This is a genomic window from Aurantimonas sp. Leaf443, from assembly GCF_001425575.1.
Lineage (GTDB): Bacteria > Pseudomonadota > Alphaproteobacteria > Rhizobiales > Rhizobiaceae > Leaf443.
On sequence record NZ_LMRD01000007.1, the window covers coordinates 388329 to 406897 of the forward strand.

Annotated in this window: 18 protein-coding genes; 9 read left to right on the top strand and 9 right to left on the bottom strand. The window is 69.4% G+C overall.

Annotated features, from left to right (window positions below; all coding sequences use genetic code 11):
• Window positions 1–2: 2 nt before the first annotated feature.
• The 8 genes from ASG48_RS10000 to ASG48_RS17910 all read left to right on the top strand — a co-directional run bounded on the left by ASG48_RS10000 (window position 3) and on the right by ASG48_RS17910 (window position 8407).
• Window positions 3–1250 carry an ABC transporter permease gene (locus ASG48_RS10000; RefSeq protein WP_082529383.1) on the top strand — a complete coding sequence of 416 codons (1248 nt, stop codon included), beginning with the start codon at window positions 3–5 and terminating at the stop codon, window positions 1248–1250.
• 34 nt (window positions 1251–1284) lie between these two features.
• On the top strand, window positions 1285–1500 hold the full coding sequence (locus ASG48_RS10005) for a hypothetical protein (protein ID WP_156381546.1): 216 nt from the start codon (window positions 1285–1287) through the stop codon (window positions 1498–1500).
• Entirely contained in the window at window positions 1491–1931 is a 441-nt protein-coding gene (locus tag ASG48_RS10010; RefSeq protein ID WP_082529384.1) for a type II toxin-antitoxin system VapC family toxin, read from the top strand. The genes ASG48_RS10005 and ASG48_RS10010 overlap by 10 nt, the downstream gene beginning before the upstream one ends.
• A gap of 17 nt (window positions 1932–1948) precedes the next feature.
• Window positions 1949–3589: an ABC transporter ATP-binding protein gene (locus ASG48_RS10015; protein WP_244486862.1), complete on the top strand. Its 1641-nt coding sequence runs from the start codon at window positions 1949–1951 to the stop codon at window positions 3587–3589.
• Entirely contained in the window at window positions 3586–4242 is a 657-nt protein-coding gene (locus ASG48_RS10020) for an NUDIX hydrolase (RefSeq protein ID WP_055848877.1), read from the top strand. The genes ASG48_RS10015 and ASG48_RS10020 overlap by 4 nt, the downstream gene beginning before the upstream one ends.
• The gene (locus ASG48_RS10025; protein WP_055848880.1) at window positions 4239–5180 is read left to right on the top strand and encodes a glyoxylate/hydroxypyruvate reductase A; all 942 of its coding nucleotides are present in this window, start codon (window positions 4239–4241) and stop codon (window positions 5178–5180) included. Before ASG48_RS10020 ends, ASG48_RS10025 begins: the two co-directional genes overlap by 4 nt.
• 151 nt (window positions 5181–5331) lie before the next feature.
• On the top strand, window positions 5332–5571 hold the full coding sequence (locus ASG48_RS10030) for a DUF2188 domain-containing protein (RefSeq protein ID WP_055848883.1): 240 nt from the start codon (window positions 5332–5334) through the stop codon (window positions 5569–5571).
• 613 nt (window positions 5572–6184) lie between these two features.
• Window positions 6185–8407 carry a glycosyltransferase gene (locus ASG48_RS17910; RefSeq protein WP_082529385.1) on the top strand — a complete coding sequence of 741 codons (2223 nt, stop codon included), beginning with the start codon at window positions 6185–6187 and terminating at the stop codon, window positions 8405–8407.
• 102 nt (window positions 8408–8509) lie between these two features.
• Here ASG48_RS17910 and ASG48_RS10040 read toward each other — a convergent pair whose 3' ends face one another.
• The 9 genes from ASG48_RS10040 to ASG48_RS10080 all read right to left on the bottom strand — a co-directional run bounded on the left by ASG48_RS10040 (window position 8510) and on the right by ASG48_RS10080 (window position 17235).
• Window positions 8510–9442, bottom strand: coding sequence for a hypothetical protein (locus ASG48_RS10040; RefSeq protein ID WP_082529386.1), 933 nt, complete (start codon window positions 9440–9442; stop codon window positions 8510–8512).
• Window positions 9443–9563: 121 nt separating this feature from the next.
• Entirely contained in the window at window positions 9564–10397 is an 834-nt protein-coding gene (locus ASG48_RS10045) for an ABC transporter permease (RefSeq protein ID WP_055848889.1), read from the bottom strand.
• A 20-nt stretch (window positions 10398–10417) separates the two neighbouring features.
• Window positions 10418–11221: an ABC transporter ATP-binding protein gene (locus ASG48_RS10050; protein WP_244486863.1), complete on the bottom strand. Its 804-nt coding sequence runs from the start codon at window positions 11219–11221 to the stop codon at window positions 10418–10420.
• Between the two features lie 185 nt (window positions 11222–11406).
• Window positions 11407–12000, bottom strand: a complete 594-nt coding sequence (locus ASG48_RS10055; RefSeq protein WP_055848892.1) for a hypothetical protein — start codon at window positions 11998–12000, stop codon at window positions 11407–11409.
• 132 nt (window positions 12001–12132) lie between these two features.
• Window positions 12133–13116, bottom strand: coding sequence for a PQQ-dependent catabolism-associated beta-propeller protein (locus ASG48_RS10060; protein ID WP_156381547.1), 984 nt, complete (start codon window positions 13114–13116; stop codon window positions 12133–12135).
• A gap of 103 nt (window positions 13117–13219) precedes the next feature.
• Complete coding sequence (locus tag ASG48_RS10065; RefSeq protein ID WP_055848895.1) at window positions 13220–13486, bottom strand: hypothetical protein; 267 nt, start codon at window positions 13484–13486, stop codon at window positions 13220–13222.
• 353 nt (window positions 13487–13839) lie between these two features.
• Window positions 13840–14481, bottom strand: coding sequence for a response regulator transcription factor (locus ASG48_RS10070; protein WP_055848898.1), 642 nt, complete (start codon window positions 14479–14481; stop codon window positions 13840–13842).
• Window positions 14478–15893 carry a sensor histidine kinase gene (locus ASG48_RS10075; protein ID WP_082529387.1) on the bottom strand — a complete coding sequence of 472 codons (1416 nt, stop codon included), beginning with the start codon at window positions 15891–15893 and terminating at the stop codon, window positions 14478–14480. Before ASG48_RS10075 ends, ASG48_RS10070 begins: the two co-directional genes overlap by 4 nt.
• Before the next feature lie 91 nt (window positions 15894–15984).
• Entirely contained in the window at window positions 15985–17235 is a 1251-nt protein-coding gene (locus ASG48_RS10080) for an ABC transporter substrate-binding protein (RefSeq protein ID WP_055848900.1), read from the bottom strand.
• A 179-nt stretch (window positions 17236–17414) separates the two neighbouring features.
• On the opposite strand from ASG48_RS10080, the gene ASG48_RS10085 reads away from it, so the two are divergent.
• The gene (locus tag ASG48_RS10085) at window positions 17415–18497 is read left to right on the top strand and encodes a (5-formylfuran-3-yl)methyl phosphate synthase (RefSeq protein WP_082529388.1); all 1083 of its coding nucleotides are present in this window, start codon (window positions 17415–17417) and stop codon (window positions 18495–18497) included.
• Window positions 18498–18569: the final 72 nt, after the last annotated feature.

Consider the following 18569-nt stretch of genomic DNA (forward strand, 5'->3'; position numbering starts at 1 on the left):
CCATGGACGAGGCCCGCAAGGACAGGCTGGACGGGACGGCGCGCGCCGACGCGCGAGACGGCACGCCGGCGCAGGCGCAGGCCGACCTCTCGCGCCTGCAGGCCGCCGGAATCGCGCAGGAGACGCCGGCCGCGAGCCTCGTGCGCACGCGCCGCCCGTTCCTGTCGCCGCTCAACCGCCGGCGCTGGGAAAGCTTCAAGGCGAACGGGCGGGGCTTCTGGTCGCTGTGGATCTTCCTCGCCCTCTTCGTCGTCACCGGACTCGCCGAGTTCGTGGCGAACGACAAGCCGATCCTCGTCTCCTACAAGGGCGACTATTACGCGCCGGTCCTCGTGGACTACCCGGAAGAGGTCTTCGGCGGCTTCCTGCCGGTGACGAACTATCGCGACCCCTTCGTGCAGGACGAGATCGCGGCGAACGGCTGGGCGATCTGGCCGCCGATCCGCTATTCCTACCAGAGCGTCAACAACGAGATTCCGACGCCCGCCCCCGCGCCTCCCTCCTGGACCTTCACCAAGGAGGAGCGCTGCCAGCGCTATGCGATGGGCGTCGAGGATCCCAACTGCTCAATCGGCAACTGGAACTGGCTCGGCACCGACGATCAGGCGCGCGACGTGCTCGCCCGCCTCATCTACGGCTTCCGCATCTCGGTCCTCTTCGGCCTCCTGCTCACCGCGGGCTCCGCCGTGCTCGGCGTGGCGGCAGGCGCCGTGCAGGGCTATTTCGGCGGCTGGACGGACCTACTCTTCCAGCGCTTCATCGAGATCTGGTCCTCGATCCCCGTCCTCTACCTCCTTCTCATCATCGCCGCGATCCTGCCGCCGGGCTTCTTCGTTCTGCTCGGCATCATGCTGCTCTTCTCCTGGGTCTCCTTCGTGGGCGTGGTGCGCGCCGAGTTCCTGCGCGCGCGCAACTTCGAATACGTGAACGCGGCCCGCGCGCTCGGCGTGCGCGACCTGACCATCATGTGGCGCCACCTCCTGCCCAACGCGATGGTGGCGACGCTCACCTTCCTGCCCTTCATCCTGAACGGCTCGATCACGACGCTGACCTCGCTCGATTTCCTCGGCTTCGGCCTGCCCCCCGGCTCGCCCTCGCTCGGCGAACTGCTGGCGCAGGGCAAGAACAACCTTCAGGCCCCCTGGCTCGGCTTCTCCGGCTTCTTCGTGATATCCCTGATGCTGTCGCTCCTCGTCTTCGTGGGCGAGGCGGTGCGCGACGCCTTCGACCCGCGAAAGAGCTTCGCGTGAGGGAGTACGGTGGATGAGCGATGCAAGGAAACGAGTGGTACTCGCGATGCCCGCCGGCGACCTGCCGGACCGGATGCGAGGCGAGTTCGCGCGCGACGAGCGCGTCCGCGTGACGATCGAGAACGATCAGGCGGAGGACTGGGACGCACTGATCGCGGAGATCGGAGCCTTCCGGAAGGCCAATCCTCACCCCGTGGACGCCGCGGAAGCCGTCGCCCGCATCCGCATCCTGCGGGACGAATGGAAGTGACGGACGCGCCGGTCTATCTCGACGCCAACGCCCTCATCGAAGCCGTCGAAGGCGCGGACGCCGCGCTCATGATGACGATCGGCGCCTTGAGGAAGGCGGGCCGCGAAATCGTCACGAGCGAACTCAGTCTCGCCGAGGTGCTGGTCAAGCCGATCCAGGAGGCGAACGACGGCCTGTGCCGCCTCTACGAGCGGCTGATCGTGGAGAGCGGCCTCGTCACGCCCTGCCCCGTCGATCGCGACATCCTGCGTCTTTGTGCGCAGACCCGTGCTCGCGACGGTGGGAAGCTGCCGGACAGCATCCATGTGGCCACGGCCCTTCGCGCCGGCTGCACGGTCATCGTATCATCCGACAAGCGGCTGCGTCTGCCGGACGGGCTGCGGCGGATCGAAACCGCGGCGATCGGCATCCTCGCGAACGCCTCGAGCTGACAAGAATGGATATCGCCTTGGCGCCCACGCCATCCGCCCCCCTCCTCTCCGTCGAGAACCTCTCGGTCGCCTTCCACCAGGGCGGGCGCACGAGCGTGGCCGTCGACGGGGTCTCCTTCACGATCGGCAAGGGCGAGACGCTGGCGCTGGTCGGCGAGTCGGGTTCGGGCAAGTCGGTCTCGGCGCTCTCGATCCTGAAGCTCCTGCCCTATCCGTCCGCCAGCCACCCGAGCGGCGCCATCCGCTACAACGGCGAGAATCTCCTCGACGAGGACGAGAGCGATCTGCGCCGCGTGCGCGGCAATCGCATCTCGATGATCTTCCAGGAGCCGATGTCCTCGCTGAACCCGCTCCACACGATCGAGCGGCAGGTCGGCGAGGTGTTGCGGCTGCATCGCGGCTTCTCGCAGGCCAAGGCGCGGGAGCGTACGATCGAGCTTCTCACCGAAGTCGGCATCCGCGATCCCGAGAGCCGGCTCGGGGCCTATCCGCACCAGCTCTCCGGCGGCCAGCGCCAGCGCGTGATGATCGCCATGGCGCTCGCCAACGAGCCGGACCTCCTCATCGCCGACGAGCCGACGACCGCGCTGGACGTGACCGTGCAGGCGCAGATCCTGGCCATCCTGAAGACGCTCCAGGCCGAGCGCGGCATGGCCATGCTCTTCATCACCCACGATCTCGGCATCGTGCGCCGCATCGCCGACCGGGTCTGCGTGATGCTGAAGGGGCGCATCGTCGAGGAAGGTCCGACCGCCGCGATCTTCGCCGAACCGCGCCACGACTACACGCGCCATCTCCTCGCCGCCGAGCCCAAGGGCCGCCCGCCCGCGAGCGACCCGGCCGCGCCGACCGTGATGGAGGCGAAGGGCGTGAAGGTCTGGTTCCCGGTGCGCCGCGGCTTCTTCCGCAAGATCGTCGGCCACGTGAAGGCGGTCGACGGCGTCGACATCGCGCTGAAGGCCGGCCAGACGGTCGGCGTCGTCGGCGAATCGGGCTCGGGCAAGACGACGCTCGGCCTCGCCCTCTCGCGCATGATCTCCTCCAGGGGCGAGATCTCCTTCGAGGGCGAGCGCATCGATACGCGCTCCGTCTCGGCCATGCGCCCCTTGCGCAACCGCCTGCAGATCGTCTTCCAGGATCCGTTCGGCTCACTCAGCCCGCGCATGCCCGTCGGCGACATCATCTCGGAAGGGCTCGCCATCCACCGCCGCGACCTCGACGCGGACGCGCGCGATGCCCGCGTCGTCGAGGCGCTGACCGAGGTCGGGCTCGATCCGCAGACGCGCTTCCGCTACCCGCACGAATTCTCCGGCGGCCAGCGCCAGCGCATCGCCATCGCGCGCGCCATGGTGCTGGAGCCGAAATTCCTGATGCTGGACGAGCCGACCTCCGCGCTCGACATGAGCGTGCAGGCGCAGGTCGTCGATCTCCTGCGCGCCCTGCAGACGAAACACGCGCTCGCCTATCTCTTCATCAGCCACGACCTCAAGGTGGTGCGGGCCCTCGCCAACGAGGTGATCGTGATGCGCGCCGGCTCCGTCGTCGAGCGCGGGGCCGCCAGCGAGATCTTCGAGCGGCCGAAGACGGACTATACCAAGGCGCTGATGGCGGCCGCCTTCGACATCGAGGCCGCCCCCACCGGGATCGTCGCCTCGTGAAGGGCGTCACCGAAGGCGGGCCGCTCGGCGACGCGCCGCTCGGCTGCACGATCGAGGTGACGCGCCTCGCCGAAGGCTTCCGCCCGCTGGAGGTGGCGCGCGTCACCCACGATAGGCTCGACGGGGCCGGCACGCTCGGCCCGATGACGCGCGAGGTCCTGCGCTGCGGCACCGTCGCCGTGATCATCCCCTACGATCCGCGGAGCGACCGCCTCGTCCTCATCCGCCAGTTCCGCATCGGCAACGCGCTGCGCACGCCCCATGCCGGCGCCCTGGAACTGCCGGCCGGGCTGATCGACCCGGGCGAGTCCGTGCTCGACGGCGCCCGGCGCGAACTCCGGGAGGAGACGGGGCTCGAGGCCGAGGCCCTGGCGCCAGCCTTCGACATGATGCCCTCTCCGGGCCTTTGCGACGAATACGCCCATATCGTCATCGCGCTGGTCGACGCCTCGCGCCTCGCGGCTGCCGCCGGCCTTGCCGACGAGCACGAAGACATCCGCCCGCTCCCGGTGCCCGTCGACGAGGCGCTCGACGCGATCGACGCGGGCCGCGCGGTCAACGGCTTCCTCGTCGCCGGCCTCTTCTGGTTCGCGCGACGCGGGCGCGAGCGCGCCGCCGCGCTGGCCGGGCAGAACGGAAGGAACAGGCCATGACCATTCTCCTCAGCGTCACCGGCTTCGACCCTGACCGCTGGCGCGGCGCGCTGCAGGCCGCCGACCCCGCGGCGTCCATCGTGCTGGCGCCCGCCCATGCGGCGGACGAGTCGATCCGCTACGCCGTCGTCTGGAAGCAGCCGCCGGGTCTCCTCTCCACGCTGCCGAACCTTCGCGCCATCTTCTCGCTCGGCGCCGGCGTCGACCACATCCTGAAGGACGGCACGCTGCCGGACGTCCCGATCCTGCGCATCGTGGCGGACGATCTGACGAACCGCATGAGCGAATATGTCGTCTGGCGCGTTCTCGACCATTTCCGCAAAGGCGCCGCCTATCGCCAGGCGCAGGCCCGCCGCGAATGGGTGGACTGGCCCCAGCCCGCCGCCCGCGACGTGACCGTCGGCGTGATGGGGCTCGGGGAGCTCGGGCGCGACGCCGCCCGCAAGCTCGCCGCGCTCGGCTTCGCCGTCACCGGCTGGAGCCGCAGCGGCCGGCCGGTCGAGGGCCTGACCGTTCACGGCGGAGAGGCGGGCCTGAAACGCTTCCTCGCCGAAACCGACATCCTCGTCGTCCTCCTGCCGCTGACGCCGGAGACGGCCGGCCTCATCGACGAGACCCTCCTGTCCGGCCTGAAGCGCCGCACGCCCCTCGGCGGGCCGGTGCTCATCAATGCCGGCCGCGGCGGATTGCAGGACGAGGCGGCGATCCTCGGCGCGCTGGAGGCCGGCACGCTGATGGAAGCCTCGCTCGACGTCTTCCAGCGCGAGCCGCTGCCGGACGACAGCCCGCTCTGGCGCCACCCGGCCGTCTTCGTCACGCCGCACGCCGCCGCCCTCTCCGATCCCGACGCGCTCGCGCCCACCGTCATGGCCCAGATCGCGGCCATCGAGCGCGGCGAGATGCCGTCGAACCGCGTGGACCGCGCCGCCGGCTACTGACCCCCGGTCCAGACACCTTCGCCCGCCCGAGGCAGCGCGAGATCGCGCCATCCGAACGCGCGCCGTCCCGCAATTGCTACGCCGGCGACGGAACGCTGCCGGGGTCGCCACGTTCGTGGAAAATGACGCCAAGGCGAAGGGAGCCGGACCGATGGTGAACGTGACCTACAATATCGTGCAGCACGACGGCGGCTGGGCCTACAAGGTGGCCGACGTGTTCTCCGAGACCTTCCCGACCCGCGAAGCCGCCCTGCGCGCCGCCCGCGACGCCGCCGCGCGCCAGCAGCTCGCCGGCGAATCGGAAGGCATCGTCTACGAGGACGCCGACAGCCATTGGCACGAGGAAGTCGCGTCCGGCGACGACCGCCCGCAGACGAGCGTCGTGCAGTAGGCCGCCGTGTTCACTCACCGGACGGCGCGATCCGGTCGCCGTCCGCGGCTGAACGCGATTGCGGCTGGACGTCGATGATCTGACGGGGTCCGAGATGACTGTGGCAAACGCTCGAGCGATGCGCGCGTCCGAACGACGCCACTGCGCACGGGTACCTCACCGGAACCGATGGCAGACGCTTTGGCGAGAAGGGCGCAGGGAGCGCGCGGGATCCTGCCTCCCGCCGGATACGGGAGACCTTCTTTGCTCGGACCGATCGTCGCGCTCATCCGATGGCCGGTTCGGGGCGGCAAAAGCCTGACTTCGACTTTGCTTGGCAGGGTGTAGAGCAGCCTGGCTGGGCATGGAGCAATCGGCACGACCGCCTTCCAACAGCGCCTCCTTCCGTCTCGCCCGGAACGAAATTCGACCTCCATGCCCCGACGGATGCTGGCGCCCGCGCATTGCATGCGCTTGGAACCTTACGCTAGAAAGCCGACGTGCGGCTTGGTCAAGCATTCAAGGGCGTTACCCCCGACGGGTGGCACGGATCTGTGACAGCCCCCATCAGTCGCGATCGGAAGAACGTCTTCCGTTGAACATGTTCGCTTCGCAGATCATTGAAAGTGAGTGAATGTCCAGACCCAACGATATCGCAGAGCAGCTGAGAAAACCGTACCTGCACAATGCCACTTACGACTACACCATTCCGACCGCGCTGATCGCGGTATGGGTGTCCTGCGGCTGGATTTTCCAACTCGACTTCGATCTCGACGACGACGATAAGGTCGATGCGCTCGTTCACTGGTGGCTGCGCGGAGCACGGCACGACTTTCCCGGGATCGCCGACTTCGTCGACGACTCTCTGGTCTCGATGCTCCATTCCCGGCCGTTGGAAGACCGGGTGGCTCAGGAGGAACCGTTCCTGACGCCGCTGATGCAGATCGTGCTTCGTCACAGGGTCGATCTTCGGTCGAAATTTTCTGTCGATACGCTGGACGCCATTCGAGCCTTCTGGGGATGGTGGCTGACGGCAGGCGAAGCGGAGTATCTCGGCAGCCGCAGGTCCGCGATCATTCCGGCATTCTGTCTCGACGGATCGCTGAAGTCAGACCTTCCCAGCCATCTCCTCTACATCTGGGCAAACCGCCCGGATCTGTCCGACAGGTTCGATGTCGCGACACAAGAGGGTCGCGATGCACTCCTCTACTGGTGGGTCGTCGACGGTGCCGATCAATACCGTCAGTATTGCGGTTCCCATGTCGGTTTGACAGCAGCGTCTTTCTCGGGATTCGTTGGCGAACGACTTGTCCCTCCCGTTCTCGACATCGTCTGGAAACAGCGGACCGATCTGCTCGCGTCCTTCGATCGTTCGACCGTCGCCGGTCGATACGCGTTCCTCGCCTGGTGGTTTGCCAATGGCCATCGGGAATATCCGGCCGTTGCCGAGAAAGTCGGCGCATCCTTGCGCGACAGCCTGAGCCGCGGTGGCATGGGCGAGTCGGCGGCGGACGGCGTTATGCCGACAATGGAACTTGTCTGGAAAGGGCGCCCGGATCTGCAGGCCGCCTTCGATCTGACGAGCGACGTCGGGCGTGCCGGGCTCGTTGACTGGTGGCAGAAGAATGGACGGGCCTCCTATCCGGATCTGTTCCCTCGCGATCCTGCCGGGCCAGCCGGACATGAAGCGAGCATCCCTGCCTCTTCTGGTGCGATCGCACGAGGACCTGATGCGGACGGCGAGGCCGCACACCGGATTTCGCTGATCGGGCACCCCCGCGGTGAATTCGGTCTTGGCGAGGATATCCGCCTGATGCGCGTGTCCCTGCGCAGCGTCGGCATCGAACCCGAGATCGTTCGGGTGCCATGGAAGATCACGGCGCGCGAGCAGCAGAACGAGGCCTCCATCGAGGCCGAGGACGCCACGTTCGACAACGACGTGACCTTCTTCGTCATGCCGGCCTTCGACACGACGCTGATGCTGGCCAAGTCCGGGCCGAAGGCCTTCGGCGCCAAGCGCCGCATCGGCTTCTGGCAGTGGGAGCTCGAGAAGTTTCCTGAGCCGGCGAAGATCGCGATGGATCTCGTCGACGAGATCTGGTGCCATTCGGAACATTCCGCCAAGGCATTTCGCTCGGCCACCGACAAGCCCGTCATCAAGGTGCCGCTCCCGGTCATCGTTCCGACGGTACGGCAGGCGAGCCGGTCAGAGTTCGGCCTGCCCGACGATTGCTTCATCATCTTCACGTCGTTCGACGGCGCCTCGGCCATCGCGCGCAAGAACCCGCTGGGCGCCATCGAGGCCTTCGGCAAGGCGTTCCCCGCCGCGGAACATCCCGACAAGCGTCTTGTCGTCAAGGCGATGAACACGGCCTACGATTCGCTTTGGCGCGAATGCCTGCGAAGGGCCGAACTCGACGACCGTATCCTGATCCGCGAGGGCGTCCTCGACAAGGACGACTACTACGCGCTGCTCACCTCCTGCGACGCGATCCTGTCGCTGCACCGTTCGGAAGGGTTCGGACGGCTGATGGCAGAGGGCATGGCGCTCGGCATCCCCGTCATCGCCACGGGCTATTCGGGCAACATGGATTTCATGAACGAGGGGAACAGCTGGCCGGTCGGCGGCTCGCTGGTCACCGTCCTGGCCGGCGACTACGCATTCCACCAAGATCAGGTCTGGATGCAACCCGACACCGATCTTGCGGCCGCGGCGCTCCTCGAATGCGCCACGAACCCGGGGCTGCGTGCGACGAAGATCGAGGCGGCCCGCAGAACGATCGAGGCCTATAGTCCGGAAGCCTGCGGCCGGCGCTACCGTCAGCTTCTGGACGAAGGGCCCTCCGCGACGGCCTGACGGTCGTTCCACGGTCCGATACGCGACCCGGGACCTGCCGGACGTCCCCGCCACGACACCACCGCGACACGGCACCGTGTCGCGGTTTGCCTTGCGATCTCTCTACAGACCGGCCGAAAGCGTGCGGCCAAGGCCGAAGAGGCGCTGCTCGATGATCGTCGGCACCTCGCAGACGAAGGTGAGCGACTGGCGCCGTTCGTTGAAGATGCGCGTGTCCCAGGTCACCGTCTGCATCGCCTGATCGATATCGGCGGGCGCGGCGTCGGCCGCGGCGCGCAGCTTGGAGAGCTTCGCGTTCTCGGCCCGGATCGTCTCGGCCATCGCCTTCTGCTTGGCGCCGTAGCGCTCGATCCCCTGCATGATCTCCGTGCGCTCGGTGTTGAGGATGGCGAAGAGGTCGGCGAAGACGGCGGTGGCGGTCTTCGCCCGCTCGGCCTCGGGCAAGGTCTTCAGGAACGCCTCGGCGCGCGCCTGCGCCTCCGGCAGAGGCAGGCGACGGGCGGCGAGTTCGCCCACCAGCGCGCGCATCGGCGCCGTGCGCTCGACGCTCGAAGCCGAGGCCGGGTCCGGCCCGTTCCAGACCTGGCCGATCGAGATGTCCTCCACCTTGCGCTGCACGCAGGGCCAGTTCGTCGTGCCCTTGGCGCCCGGCCGCGCGAAGGCCATCGGATTGGCCGCCGAGGCGCCGGCGGGGCCGACGACGGTGGACTGGCTGGGCGCCATGCGCCCGCCCTGCGAGGTGACGCCGGCCTGCGCTGCGGGGGTGGCGGATGGCGCGGCCGGGGCTGCGGGAGAGGGCATCGGCGCGCCGGTCCGCGGATCGGCCGGGCGGGCGCCGGGCACGACGCCGGGCGCCATGCCGGGCATCGTTCCGGCGGGCGGCGCGTTGGTGGGCGCGGGCCCGGGGACGACGAAACCGTCCGGGATCGGACGGGGCGCCGCGCCGTCCTGCGCGAGCGCCGCGCCCGGCAGAGCGAGCGCTCCGGCAAGGGCGAGCGCGGCGGCGCGAAGGCGTGCGGTCGATGGGGCCGTCATGGCAGTCCTCCCGTTCGGCGTCCGCGCCCCTCCCGGCAGCTCGGACGTCTGTAAGGTTTTGGCCGGGCGCCCGGCGCGGGCGGCACGGCGGGTCCTGCGCGCCGAACGTGCGACCGGCGCGTCAGCCGGCGGCCCGCTTGCGCGAGATCACGCCCTTGGCCGGATCGTAGGCGAGGATCGCTCCGCCCAGGAACAGGATGGTGCAGCCCGCCACGACGGCGAGCGCCACGACGTTCAACTGTCCGTAAAGCGCGAAACGCATCAGTTCGACGGCATGGGTGAAGGGGTTGTAGAGGCAGATCCAGTAGAGGAGCGGACTCGATTCCAGGATGCGCCAGAGCGGGTAGAGCGCCGAGGAGGCGAAATACATCGGGAAGATCACGAAGTTCATGACGCCCGCGAAATTCTCGAGCTGCTGCACGAGGCTCGACAGGAGCATGCCAAGCGAGCCGAGCATCAGGCCGGAGAGGACGATGGCCGGCAGCACCGTGAGATAACCCGACAGCGGCGGGCGCACGTCCCAGAACCAGGCGATGGCGAAGAAGACGTAGACCTGCAGGAGCCCGACGGCGACGCCCGCCGCGAGCTTGGAGGAGAGCAGGAACCAGCGCGGCAGCGGCGAGACGAGCAACGTCTTCATCGAGCCCGTCTCGCGGTCGTAGACCATCGAGAGCGAGGACTGCATGCCGTTGAACAGGAGAATCATGCCGATGAGGCCCGGCGTGATATAGACCTCGTAGAGGATGTAGGTCTTGTACGGGGCGACGATGGAGACGCCGAGCACCTGACGGAAGCCGGCGGCGAAGATGAAGAGCCAGAGAAGCGGACGCACCAGCGCCGAGACGAAGCGCTCGCGCTGGTGCAGGAAGCGCAGCGCCTCGCGCCAGACGATGCCCTTGAGGCAGACGAGATAGGCCGAGAGCGCGAAGCCGCGGCGCTCGGCGGCAGTCGCCATCCGGTCGAGATCCACCGCGCTCACGAGGCGATCTCCAGATCGGCGCGCCGGGCCGAGAGGCCGGTGAGGCGCGAGAAGGCGTCGCGGATCGAACCGGCGCTCTCGGCGGCGACGATGTCGGGCACGCGGCCCTCGGCGAGCACCTTGCCGTGATGGAGGACGACGACGCGGTCGCTCTCGTCGATCTCGTCGATGAGATGGGTCGCCCACAACACGCTCGCGCCCTCCTCGGCCACAAGACGGCGCACCTCGGCGACGATCTCGCCGCGCGAGCGGATGTCGAGGCCGACGGTCGGCTCGTCGAGAAGGATGAGGCGCGGCCGGTGCATGAAGGCGCGCACGATCTCGATGCGCCGGAGCTGCCCGCCCGAAAGGTTGCGGGCCTTCTCGCCCAGGCGCTCGGCAAGGTCCGAGCCCTTGAGGATCTCGGCGATGCGCCGGCGCGCGGCACGGGCCGGGATGCCGTGAAGGGCGGCGTGGTAGAGAAGATTCTGCTCGATCGACAGGTCGAGATCGAGCGTGCGGGCCTGGAACACGACGCCGAGCCGGCGCAGCGCCTCGCCGGGCGTGCGGGCGAGCGAATGTCCGAGGATCGAGATCTCGCCCGAGCGCGTGTTGAAGAGGCGCGTGACCAGCGAGAACAGGGTGGACTTGCCGGCCCCGTTCGGCCCGAGCAGCGCGGTGAAACAGCCTTGCGGCACCTGGAAGGAGACGTCGACGAGCGCCTTGCGCGCGCCGTAGCTGTGGCTCACGGCCGAGACGGCGAGCGCCGGCGCCTCGCCCTCCCGCGTCTCCTGCCGCTGCCCGGCCCTGCCCATCACCATCGCGATCCGCTTCCTCTCGGCCCTCTGCCGGGGCCTTGACGCTCCGACTGTCGCAGATTCTCCCCGGGCGTCAAAGCGCGGGGGCCGTCGAGGGTCCCAGCGCGCCGGCCGATGCCCGAACGCGCCGAACCCGCCCCGCCCGGAGGCGGGGACGGGCTCGTCCCTTCGACGATGCGGCAGGCCGGTCAGGGAACGACCGTGATCGTCCCCTCCATCGCCTGACCGCCTTCCAGCCCTTCCACGTACCACTTGTAGTTTCCGGGCCGGATCGTGTTGAACTGCACCTGGATCGTGCCCTTGGCATCGTATTCCAGCCAGGCCGGCGGGCCGGCCATGTGCACTTCGAGATCGGAGATGACGAGCTGGTTGAACCAGACGTCGCGATAGAATTGCGGGGCGTGGAGCTTGTATTCCACGCCGCCCTGCGAGGAGATGCGCCAGCGATAGGCCTGGCCGGCGCGCAGCACGAAGTGGCGCCGGTTCACCGCGAAGTCGTTCTCGTCGGTGCCGAGCACCAGCGGCGGAATGTCCTGGCTGGAGCGCGAGAGCTTGGGCAGGCCGAGCTGGTCGCCGTTCAAGGCGCTGGCCGGCATGCCGGCGCCCGGCATCTCGGCCGGCGCCATGGGCGAGGCCTCGCTCTCGATCTCGACGGCCGCCGCGTCGTCGTCATCGTCGTCGGCCTCCGTCGCCGCGGGGGCGGCGGTCCCTTGCGCGAAGGCGAGGCTCGCCGGAGAGAAGGCGAGAGTGGCGGCCATCAGGGTCAGCCAGAGCGGTTTCATGTCGGGTCGTCCTCCAGAGTGTCGTCTTGTGGGCCATGCGGCGCCCGGCACGGCCGCGGGAGGGCCGGATGCCTCTCGCGAGGGCACCGGCCGGCCCGGACGGGCGTGCGGCTGCGGCGATCGGGCCGGGCTTCAGCTCGTCGGCGCGGCCGAGACCGCGACGCCCCAGGGCTGCTGCCCCACCTGCACCGAGCGCTGCACCTCGCCGCTCTCCACGTCGATGATGGAGACGTCGTTGGAGATGCCGTTGGTGGAGAAGATCGTCTTCTGGTCGGGCGAGAAGGCGAGCTGCCAGGTGCGCTGGCCGACGAGGAGATACTCGTCCACCGCGTAGGTCTTGGCGTCGATCATGGCGACGCGGTTGGCGGGGCCGAGCGCCACGAAGGCCTTGGTCCCGTCGTCGGTGATGCGCACGCCCACCGGCTGGATCGCCTCGGAGCGGATGCCGGGAATCTCGAAGGTGATCTTGTGCTTGATCTCCTTGGAGGCGGCGTCGATCACCGAGACCGTGCCACCGATCTCCGAGGAGACCCAGACCTCCGACCCGTCCGCCTTGTACTGGGCGAAGCGCGGGCGCGAATCCACGAGCACGTTGGCGACGATCTGCTGGCTGTCGCGGTCGATGAAATGGGCCATGTTCGTCGTCTCGGACGTGTTGACGATCGTCGCCCCGTCCGGCGAGATGCCCATGCCCTCGGGCTCGACGCCCACCGGGATCTCCACCACGCGCGTCTTCGTGGCGAGATCGATCACGGTGACGAGATTGTCGTCCTCGTTGGCCACATACATCGTCTTGCCGTCGGGCGAGATGATCATGAGTTCCGGATCGGGGCCGGAGGGCAGCGAGCCGACGCGCTCGAAGCTGCGCGTGTCGTAGATCTCGATCGTGTCGTCGTCGGAGGCGCAGACATAGAGCTGCGTGCCGTCGGGGCTGACCTGTACGCCGCGCGGGCGCTGGCCGGTCTTGAAGGTCTTGACCACCGCGAAATCCTGCTCGCTGTCGAGCACGGTGACGTCGTTGCCCTTCTCGTTCGTCACGAAGACGCGGTAGGCGAAGGCGGGGCTCGCGGAAAGCGCCAGCGTCGCCGCAAGCGTGGCGATCGTCAGGGTCCTCATCAGTCCTCCCATGCGGTGTTCGAACTTTCAGGGCGTCGAAGCCGCCCTGCCCCGGGCCGATCCCGGCCGTCTTCCGCGCGAACTCCCACCCGCGCGATCAACGCTACTCGTCGAGCGTCATGACGGTGATCTTGTACCCGCCGTTCAGCTTGATGTCATACTGGCCGATGTCGCAGGCGGCATCGTCCACCTCGAAGAGCGTGGCGCTCTCCTTCTCGACCTCCTCGGCCTTGCAGCCGACCTTGGCCAACGCCTCGTCGACCTTGGCCTTCTCCTCGGCCGAGGCCATCTCGTCCGCCCCTTGCGCGAGGGCGGGTGCCGTCAGCGCGGCCGTGGCGAGGAAAAGGGCAAGCGTCGTACTCCTGATCATCGGGCTGTCTCCATCGTCGTCGCGGAACCGGCGGTTCCCGCCCATCTGCCTTTTGGGAGGGGCAGACAGCCGGAAACCACCGGCAGGACAAAGGCTAGGCGGGAGAGCGAGGTGGGGACAACAGGATTAGTTCCCGGTTTCGCATTCGACCGGGATCGCAGCTCCGATCCCGCGGGCCGGCTATGGACCCCGATTGCCGAGCGGTTTGTCGCCCTCGTCCGGCGGAACGTCGGGCGCCGCGTCCAGAAGAGCCAGGGCCGCATCCACGTCGCCCCTCTCGGCGCGCCTTCGCATCGCTCCTTCTCCATCCGGCACACAGCGAGGAGGGAGGAGCCGTCGCAATCCGCAACCATTCACGACTCGCCCTCGCGCCCCAGCATCCGCCCGCCCTTGGTCTCGATGGCGAAGCGCACGAGATCGGCGGTGCGCTCCATGCCGAGCTTCTCCTTCATGCGCGTCGAGGTGTTGGCGATGGTCTTGTAGGCGACGCCCAGCCCCAGCGCGATGTCGTTGAGGCTGCGGCCCTCGCCCAGCATGTGGAGGATCTGCAATTCGCGGCGCGAGAGGTCCTTGGCGCCGCTCGCGGTGTTCTCCTGCGCCTCCATCAGCGCGGCCGTCTCGGCGTCGACATGCGGCTTGCCCTCCATCGCCTTCTCGATGGCGACGAGGAGCTCGTCCGAGGGCGCGCTCTTGGAGACGTAGCCGAGCGCGCCCTCGCGCCGTGCGGAGGCCGCGTAGACGACGTCCGAATACATGGAGAAGACGACGATGCGCGCGCCCGGATCGTCGGCGACGAGGCGCCGCAGCACGTCGAGGCCCGAGCCGTTCTTCAGGTTGATGTCGAGGATGGTCACGTCCGGACGCAGCTTGCGGAAGGCGGCGAGCGCCTCGGAGGGCGATTCCGCCTCGCCGATCTGCGTGACGGGCAGTCCCTCCACGAGGCGTCGCACGCCGTCGCGCACCACGGTGTGATCGTCCACGATCAGGATCTTCATTGCGCGGCCTCCCGACCCGTCCCTTCGGCAGCGAACCCGTCCGGCCCCTGCCCGTTCTTCTCCGGCGCCGGCTCTTCGCCCGCGCCCTTTCGCGCCGTGCCCGGCAGGGGCGCCTCGCCCGTGACGCGCACGCCCGGCGGCAGCGGCACGTGTTCCACCGTCAGCCGGCCGCCGGCCGCCTGCAGGCGCTCGGCCATGCCCACGAGGCCGAAGCCGCCCTTTGTGCCGCTCTCCGGCAGGCCGCCGCCGTCGTCGGTGACCGCGAAGCGCAGGACGTCGCCCCGCGGACCCACCCGGATCGTGACGCGGCGCGGCTCGCCATGGCGCAGCGCGTTCGACACCGCCTCGCGGATGGCGCGGAAGACCATGGTCTCCAGCGGCCCGCCGAAATCGCCGTCGGCCAGATCGAGGACGAACTGCGTCTCGGGATGGCGCTGGGCGAGCGTCCCGGCCATGTCCTCGACCATCGCCTTCAGGCCGAGGCCCGGCAGGAGGCCGGGCCGCAGGTTGCCGAGGATGCGGCGCAGCTCCTGGCGGGCCCGATGGGCGTTCGCCTGGATGGCGCCGGCGCGCGTCGCCGTCTCGCCCTCGCCCGCCTTCAGGGCCGCGCGCTTGATGGTGGAGGCGTCGACGTCCACGGCGAAGAGCAGCGGGCCGACATCGTCGTGGAGGTCGCGCGCCAGTTCCGCCCGTTCCTCGTCCTGCAGGTGCAGGAGATGTTCCGACAGGCGGCGGTTGCTGACGGAGATGTCGTCGAGCCGGGCGGCCATGGCGTTGAAGCCGCGTGCCAGCGCCCGGACCTCCGGGGGACCGGCCTCGCGCAGCCGCAGCGCCGGCCCGGCGGCCCCGATCCGGGAGAAGGCCGCCTCCAGATCGCGCAAGGGGCGCAAGGCGCGGCCGGCGACGAGATAGACCGCGACGAACCCCGCCAGCACCGAGGCGACGACGGTGAGGAGCGCAAGCGCGAGATCCGTCCAGACCTCCGACACCTCGTTGCGCGGATCGATCGACACGGCGGCGGCGACGAAGGGCGAGGCGCGCCCGGTCAGCGGCATGACGACGGTGCGCGATCTGGGCGCGACGAGCGTCAGGAACCAGTCGGGAATGGGGCCGGAATCGCCGGCGAGCTGCGAGGCGGCGCGCACGATGCCCTTGGAATCGATCAGCATCATCTGCACGTGGCGGTCGCCGTTGAAGCTGCGGGCGAAGGCTTCGAGATCGACGACCGGCTGGCGCGAGGCCGGCAGTTCGGCCAGCGCCTGCGCCACGCGGTTGGACGCCACGCTGCGCGCCGCCTCCAGCTCGGCCGAGACGCGCCGCTGCGCCTGTCCGAGCGCGAGGAAGGCGCCGGCGGCCAGGAGCAGGCAGAAGGTGACGGCGAGCGTCGTGGCAAGGCGCAGCTTCAGGGACAAGGGCAGGTTCCGGTTGGCTCCGGCCCCTTATGCGCGCCGGTTTCCCCTCGCCGTCAAGCGCCGGAGCCCGGCGTTCCGGCGGCGATGCGGCTCAGAGCGCGCATTTGGTCTCTGGCCGGTCCGTGCCCAGCGTGTCGAGCTCCGACACCTGATGCAGGAAGCCCTCCTGCGGCGAGGCCGAGACGACCGAATCCTCGGTGCCCAGTAGCACGGGCTGGCGCAGCTGCCAGTTCCAGTCGCGGAAGGTGAGGCGCTGGCCCTTGAAGGCGGCGACGGTGAAGTCCGGCCCCTTGATGAAGGCGTCGAGCTTGGCGGGATCGACGCTCTGCGTGCGCGAGGCGGCTTCGCCGAGCACGCGCACCGCCGTCCAGACCTGCATGTCCTTCGCCTCCATGCGCCGGCCGACCGCCTTCTCGAAGCGGTTCTGGATCTGCGCCCCGCCCCATTGCTCGCTGGCCGGATGCCAGGAACCGGGCGTCAGCCCCGCCGTGCCGGCGACGGGCCGCGGCACCCAGTTGCGCCAGGGCACGTAGGAGCCGAAGACCTCGCTCTCGTCGGCGACGAGCAGCACGTCGTGGTCCGGCAGCTCCTGCAGGAAGACCGGGATCTGGCGCTGCACCAGCGCCTGACCGCTGTCGGTGGCGCGCGCCCCGCCCTCGTCCTTGAACACTTTCTCGCCGACGATCGTGCCGCCGAACTTGGCGGCCGAGTTCTTCAGCGCCGTCGCGAAGGCCTGGTCGGCCGGGTGCTCGCCCTCGACCAGCGCCCAGTTCCGCCACTGTTTCCACATCAGATACTGCGCCAGCCCGTCGGTCAGCATCGAATAGGTCGGCGCCGTGTGCAGGAGGTTGGCGCGGCAGTTCTCCTCGCGCAGCCCGTCGTCGAGCGCGCCGGCATTGAGGACGAGGCCGTTCGAATCCTTCGCCAGATCGGCGACGGCCAGCGTGTCGGCGGCCGAGAGGTCGGTCACGATATAGTGCGTTCCCTCCTCCAGCATCTTGCGGGCGGGCGCCGTCACGTCCTCGCCGGGCTTGAGCGTCACGGTCTCAAGGTCGAAGCGCTGGCCGAGAAAGGCGCCGGTCGTGTTGTTGTCGGCGATGCCGACGCTCGCGCCCGCAAGGCCGATGTCCTCCGGCGGAATGTCGAGCGCCGAGAGCGCGAGCGTCCGCTCGTAGGTGCGCAGGAAGCCGACCTTCACCGTCTCCACCGCCTTGGCCGCGGGGGCCGCCGCGGCAGGCCTTGCGGGCGCGGGGGCGGCGGCACCGTCCTGCGCGCGCGCGTTCGGGGACGAGACGACGAGCGTGCCGCAGAGGGCGGCGCTGAGAAGGCGCGGCGAAATCATGGGGCAGGTCCTCCCGGTCCGCCGGTTCGCCCTTGTGGCGCCGGCGGAATTGGTTTTGTGTCCCCGCGCGGGGCACGAGGACAAGGCTTGAGAGACATGACTGTACGACGCCCCGATGCAAGGCAACGGGCAGTTTTTCCCGTTGTGCCCGCATGCGAGTCCGCCCCGGGAGCGGCCCGATGAAGCTTCTCGCCAGCGTGCGCGATGCGGCCGAGGCGCGGATCGTCGTGGAGGGCGGCGCCGACATCGTCGACCTGAAGGATCCCGACAAGGGCGCGCTCGGCGCCGTCTCCCCGCAGGTGCTGGCCGAGGTGATCGCGGCGGTGGGGGGCGAGCGGCCCGTCTCGGCGGTGGCCGGCGACCTGCCGATGGAGAGCGAGGCGGTTCTCTCGGCCGTGGACGGGCTGAAGGCGGCCCATTTCGTCAAGGTGGGGCTGTTTCCCGCCACCCGAGCGGCCCGCCTCGCCGTCGTCGAGGCGCTGGCGCCGGCCGCGCGGCAGACCCGGCTCGTCGCCGTGTTGTTCGCCGACGGCGCGTTCGACCCGACGCTCCTGCCGGATCTGGCGAAGGCGGGCTTCGCCGGGGCGATGATCGACACGATCGGCAAGGGGCGCGGGGACGACGGGCGCCCGCGCGGCCTCCTCGCCCATCTCGCCCTGCCGGAACTGGCCGCCTTCGTCGAGGAGGCCCGCGCGCTCGGCCTGATGACGGGCCTTGCCGGCTCGCTCGAGGCGCCCGACGTTTCGCGCCTGTCGGCGGCTGCGCCCGACTATCTCGGCTTTCGCGGCGCGCTGACGGCGGGCGGGCGCGCCGATCCGGTCTCGCTTGCGGCCGTGCGCGGGCTGCGCCGCATCCTCGATCAGGCGCAGGACGCCGCCCGCCCGGCGGCGGCGAGCATCGCCTCGCAGGACGGCGACCTCGTCTTCGTGCGCGACATGGTCGTGCCGATGGAGATCGGCGCCTACGGTCACGAGCGCGGCCGGCGCCAGGACGTGCGCTTCGGCGTCGAGGCCCGCATCGAGCCGCTGGGCGCCGACCCGCGCGGCATGGCCGACATCTACTCCTACGACATCATCATGGACGCCGTGCGCCTCGTGACGGCGCGCGGGCATGTGGAGCTCGTGGAGACGCTCGCCGTGGATCTCGCCGAGCGCCTCCTCTGCGACGGGCGCGTGCGCGCGGTGACGGTGCGGGTGGAGAAGCTGGCGCTGGGGCCCGGCGCGGTCGGCATCGAGATCGAGCGGCGGCGCGCGGCGTCCTGAGCGCGAAATCGCCGGGCCGCGCCGGATTCCCCATGGATCGGAGCGGCTTGTGCGACGTTAAGCTGCACCACC

Bases quoted from the DNA above. Each gene is read 5' to 3' on its own strand.
- ASG48_RS10000 (WP_082529383.1), top strand. From the start codon at position 3: ATGGACGAGGCCCGCAAGGACAGGCTGGACGGGACGGCGCGCGCCGAC.
- ASG48_RS10010 (WP_082529384.1), top strand. From the start codon at position 1,491: ATGGAAGTGACGGACGCGCCGGTCTATCTCGACGCCAACGCCCTCATC.
- ASG48_RS10025 (WP_055848880.1), top strand. From the start codon at position 4,239: ATGACCATTCTCCTCAGCGTCACCGGCTTCGACCCTGACCGCTGGCGC.
- ASG48_RS10030 (WP_055848883.1), top strand. From the start codon at position 5,332: ATGGTGAACGTGACCTACAATATCGTGCAGCACGACGGCGGCTGGGCC.
- ASG48_RS17910 (WP_082529385.1), top strand. From the start codon at position 6,185: ATGTCCAGACCCAACGATATCGCAGAGCAGCTGAGAAAACCGTACCTG.
- ASG48_RS10040 (WP_082529386.1), bottom strand. From the start codon at position 9,442: ATGACGGCCCCATCGACCGCACGCCTTCGCGCCGCCGCGCTCGCCCTT.
- ASG48_RS10045 (WP_055848889.1), bottom strand. From the start codon at position 10,397: ATGGCGACTGCCGCCGAGCGCCGCGGCTTCGCGCTCTCGGCCTATCTC.
- ASG48_RS10050 (WP_244486863.1), bottom strand. From the start codon at position 11,221: ATGGTGATGGGCAGGGCCGGGCAGCGGCAGGAGACGCGGGAGGGCGAG.
- ASG48_RS10055 (WP_055848892.1), bottom strand. From the start codon at position 12,000: ATGAAACCGCTCTGGCTGACCCTGATGGCCGCCACTCTCGCCTTCTCT.
- ASG48_RS10060 (WP_156381547.1), bottom strand. From the start codon at position 13,116: ATGAGGACCCTGACGATCGCCACGCTTGCGGCGACGCTGGCGCTTTCC.
- ASG48_RS10065 (WP_055848895.1), bottom strand. From the start codon at position 13,486: ATGATCAGGAGTACGACGCTTGCCCTTTTCCTCGCCACGGCCGCGCTG.
- ASG48_RS10070 (WP_055848898.1), bottom strand. From the start codon at position 14,481: ATGAAGATCCTGATCGTGGACGATCACACCGTGGTGCGCGACGGCGTG.
- ASG48_RS10080 (WP_055848900.1), bottom strand. From the start codon at position 17,235: ATGATTTCGCCGCGCCTTCTCAGCGCCGCCCTCTGCGGCACGCTCGTC.
- ASG48_RS10085 (WP_082529388.1), top strand. From the start codon at position 17,415: ATGAAGCTTCTCGCCAGCGTGCGCGATGCGGCCGAGGCGCGGATCGTC.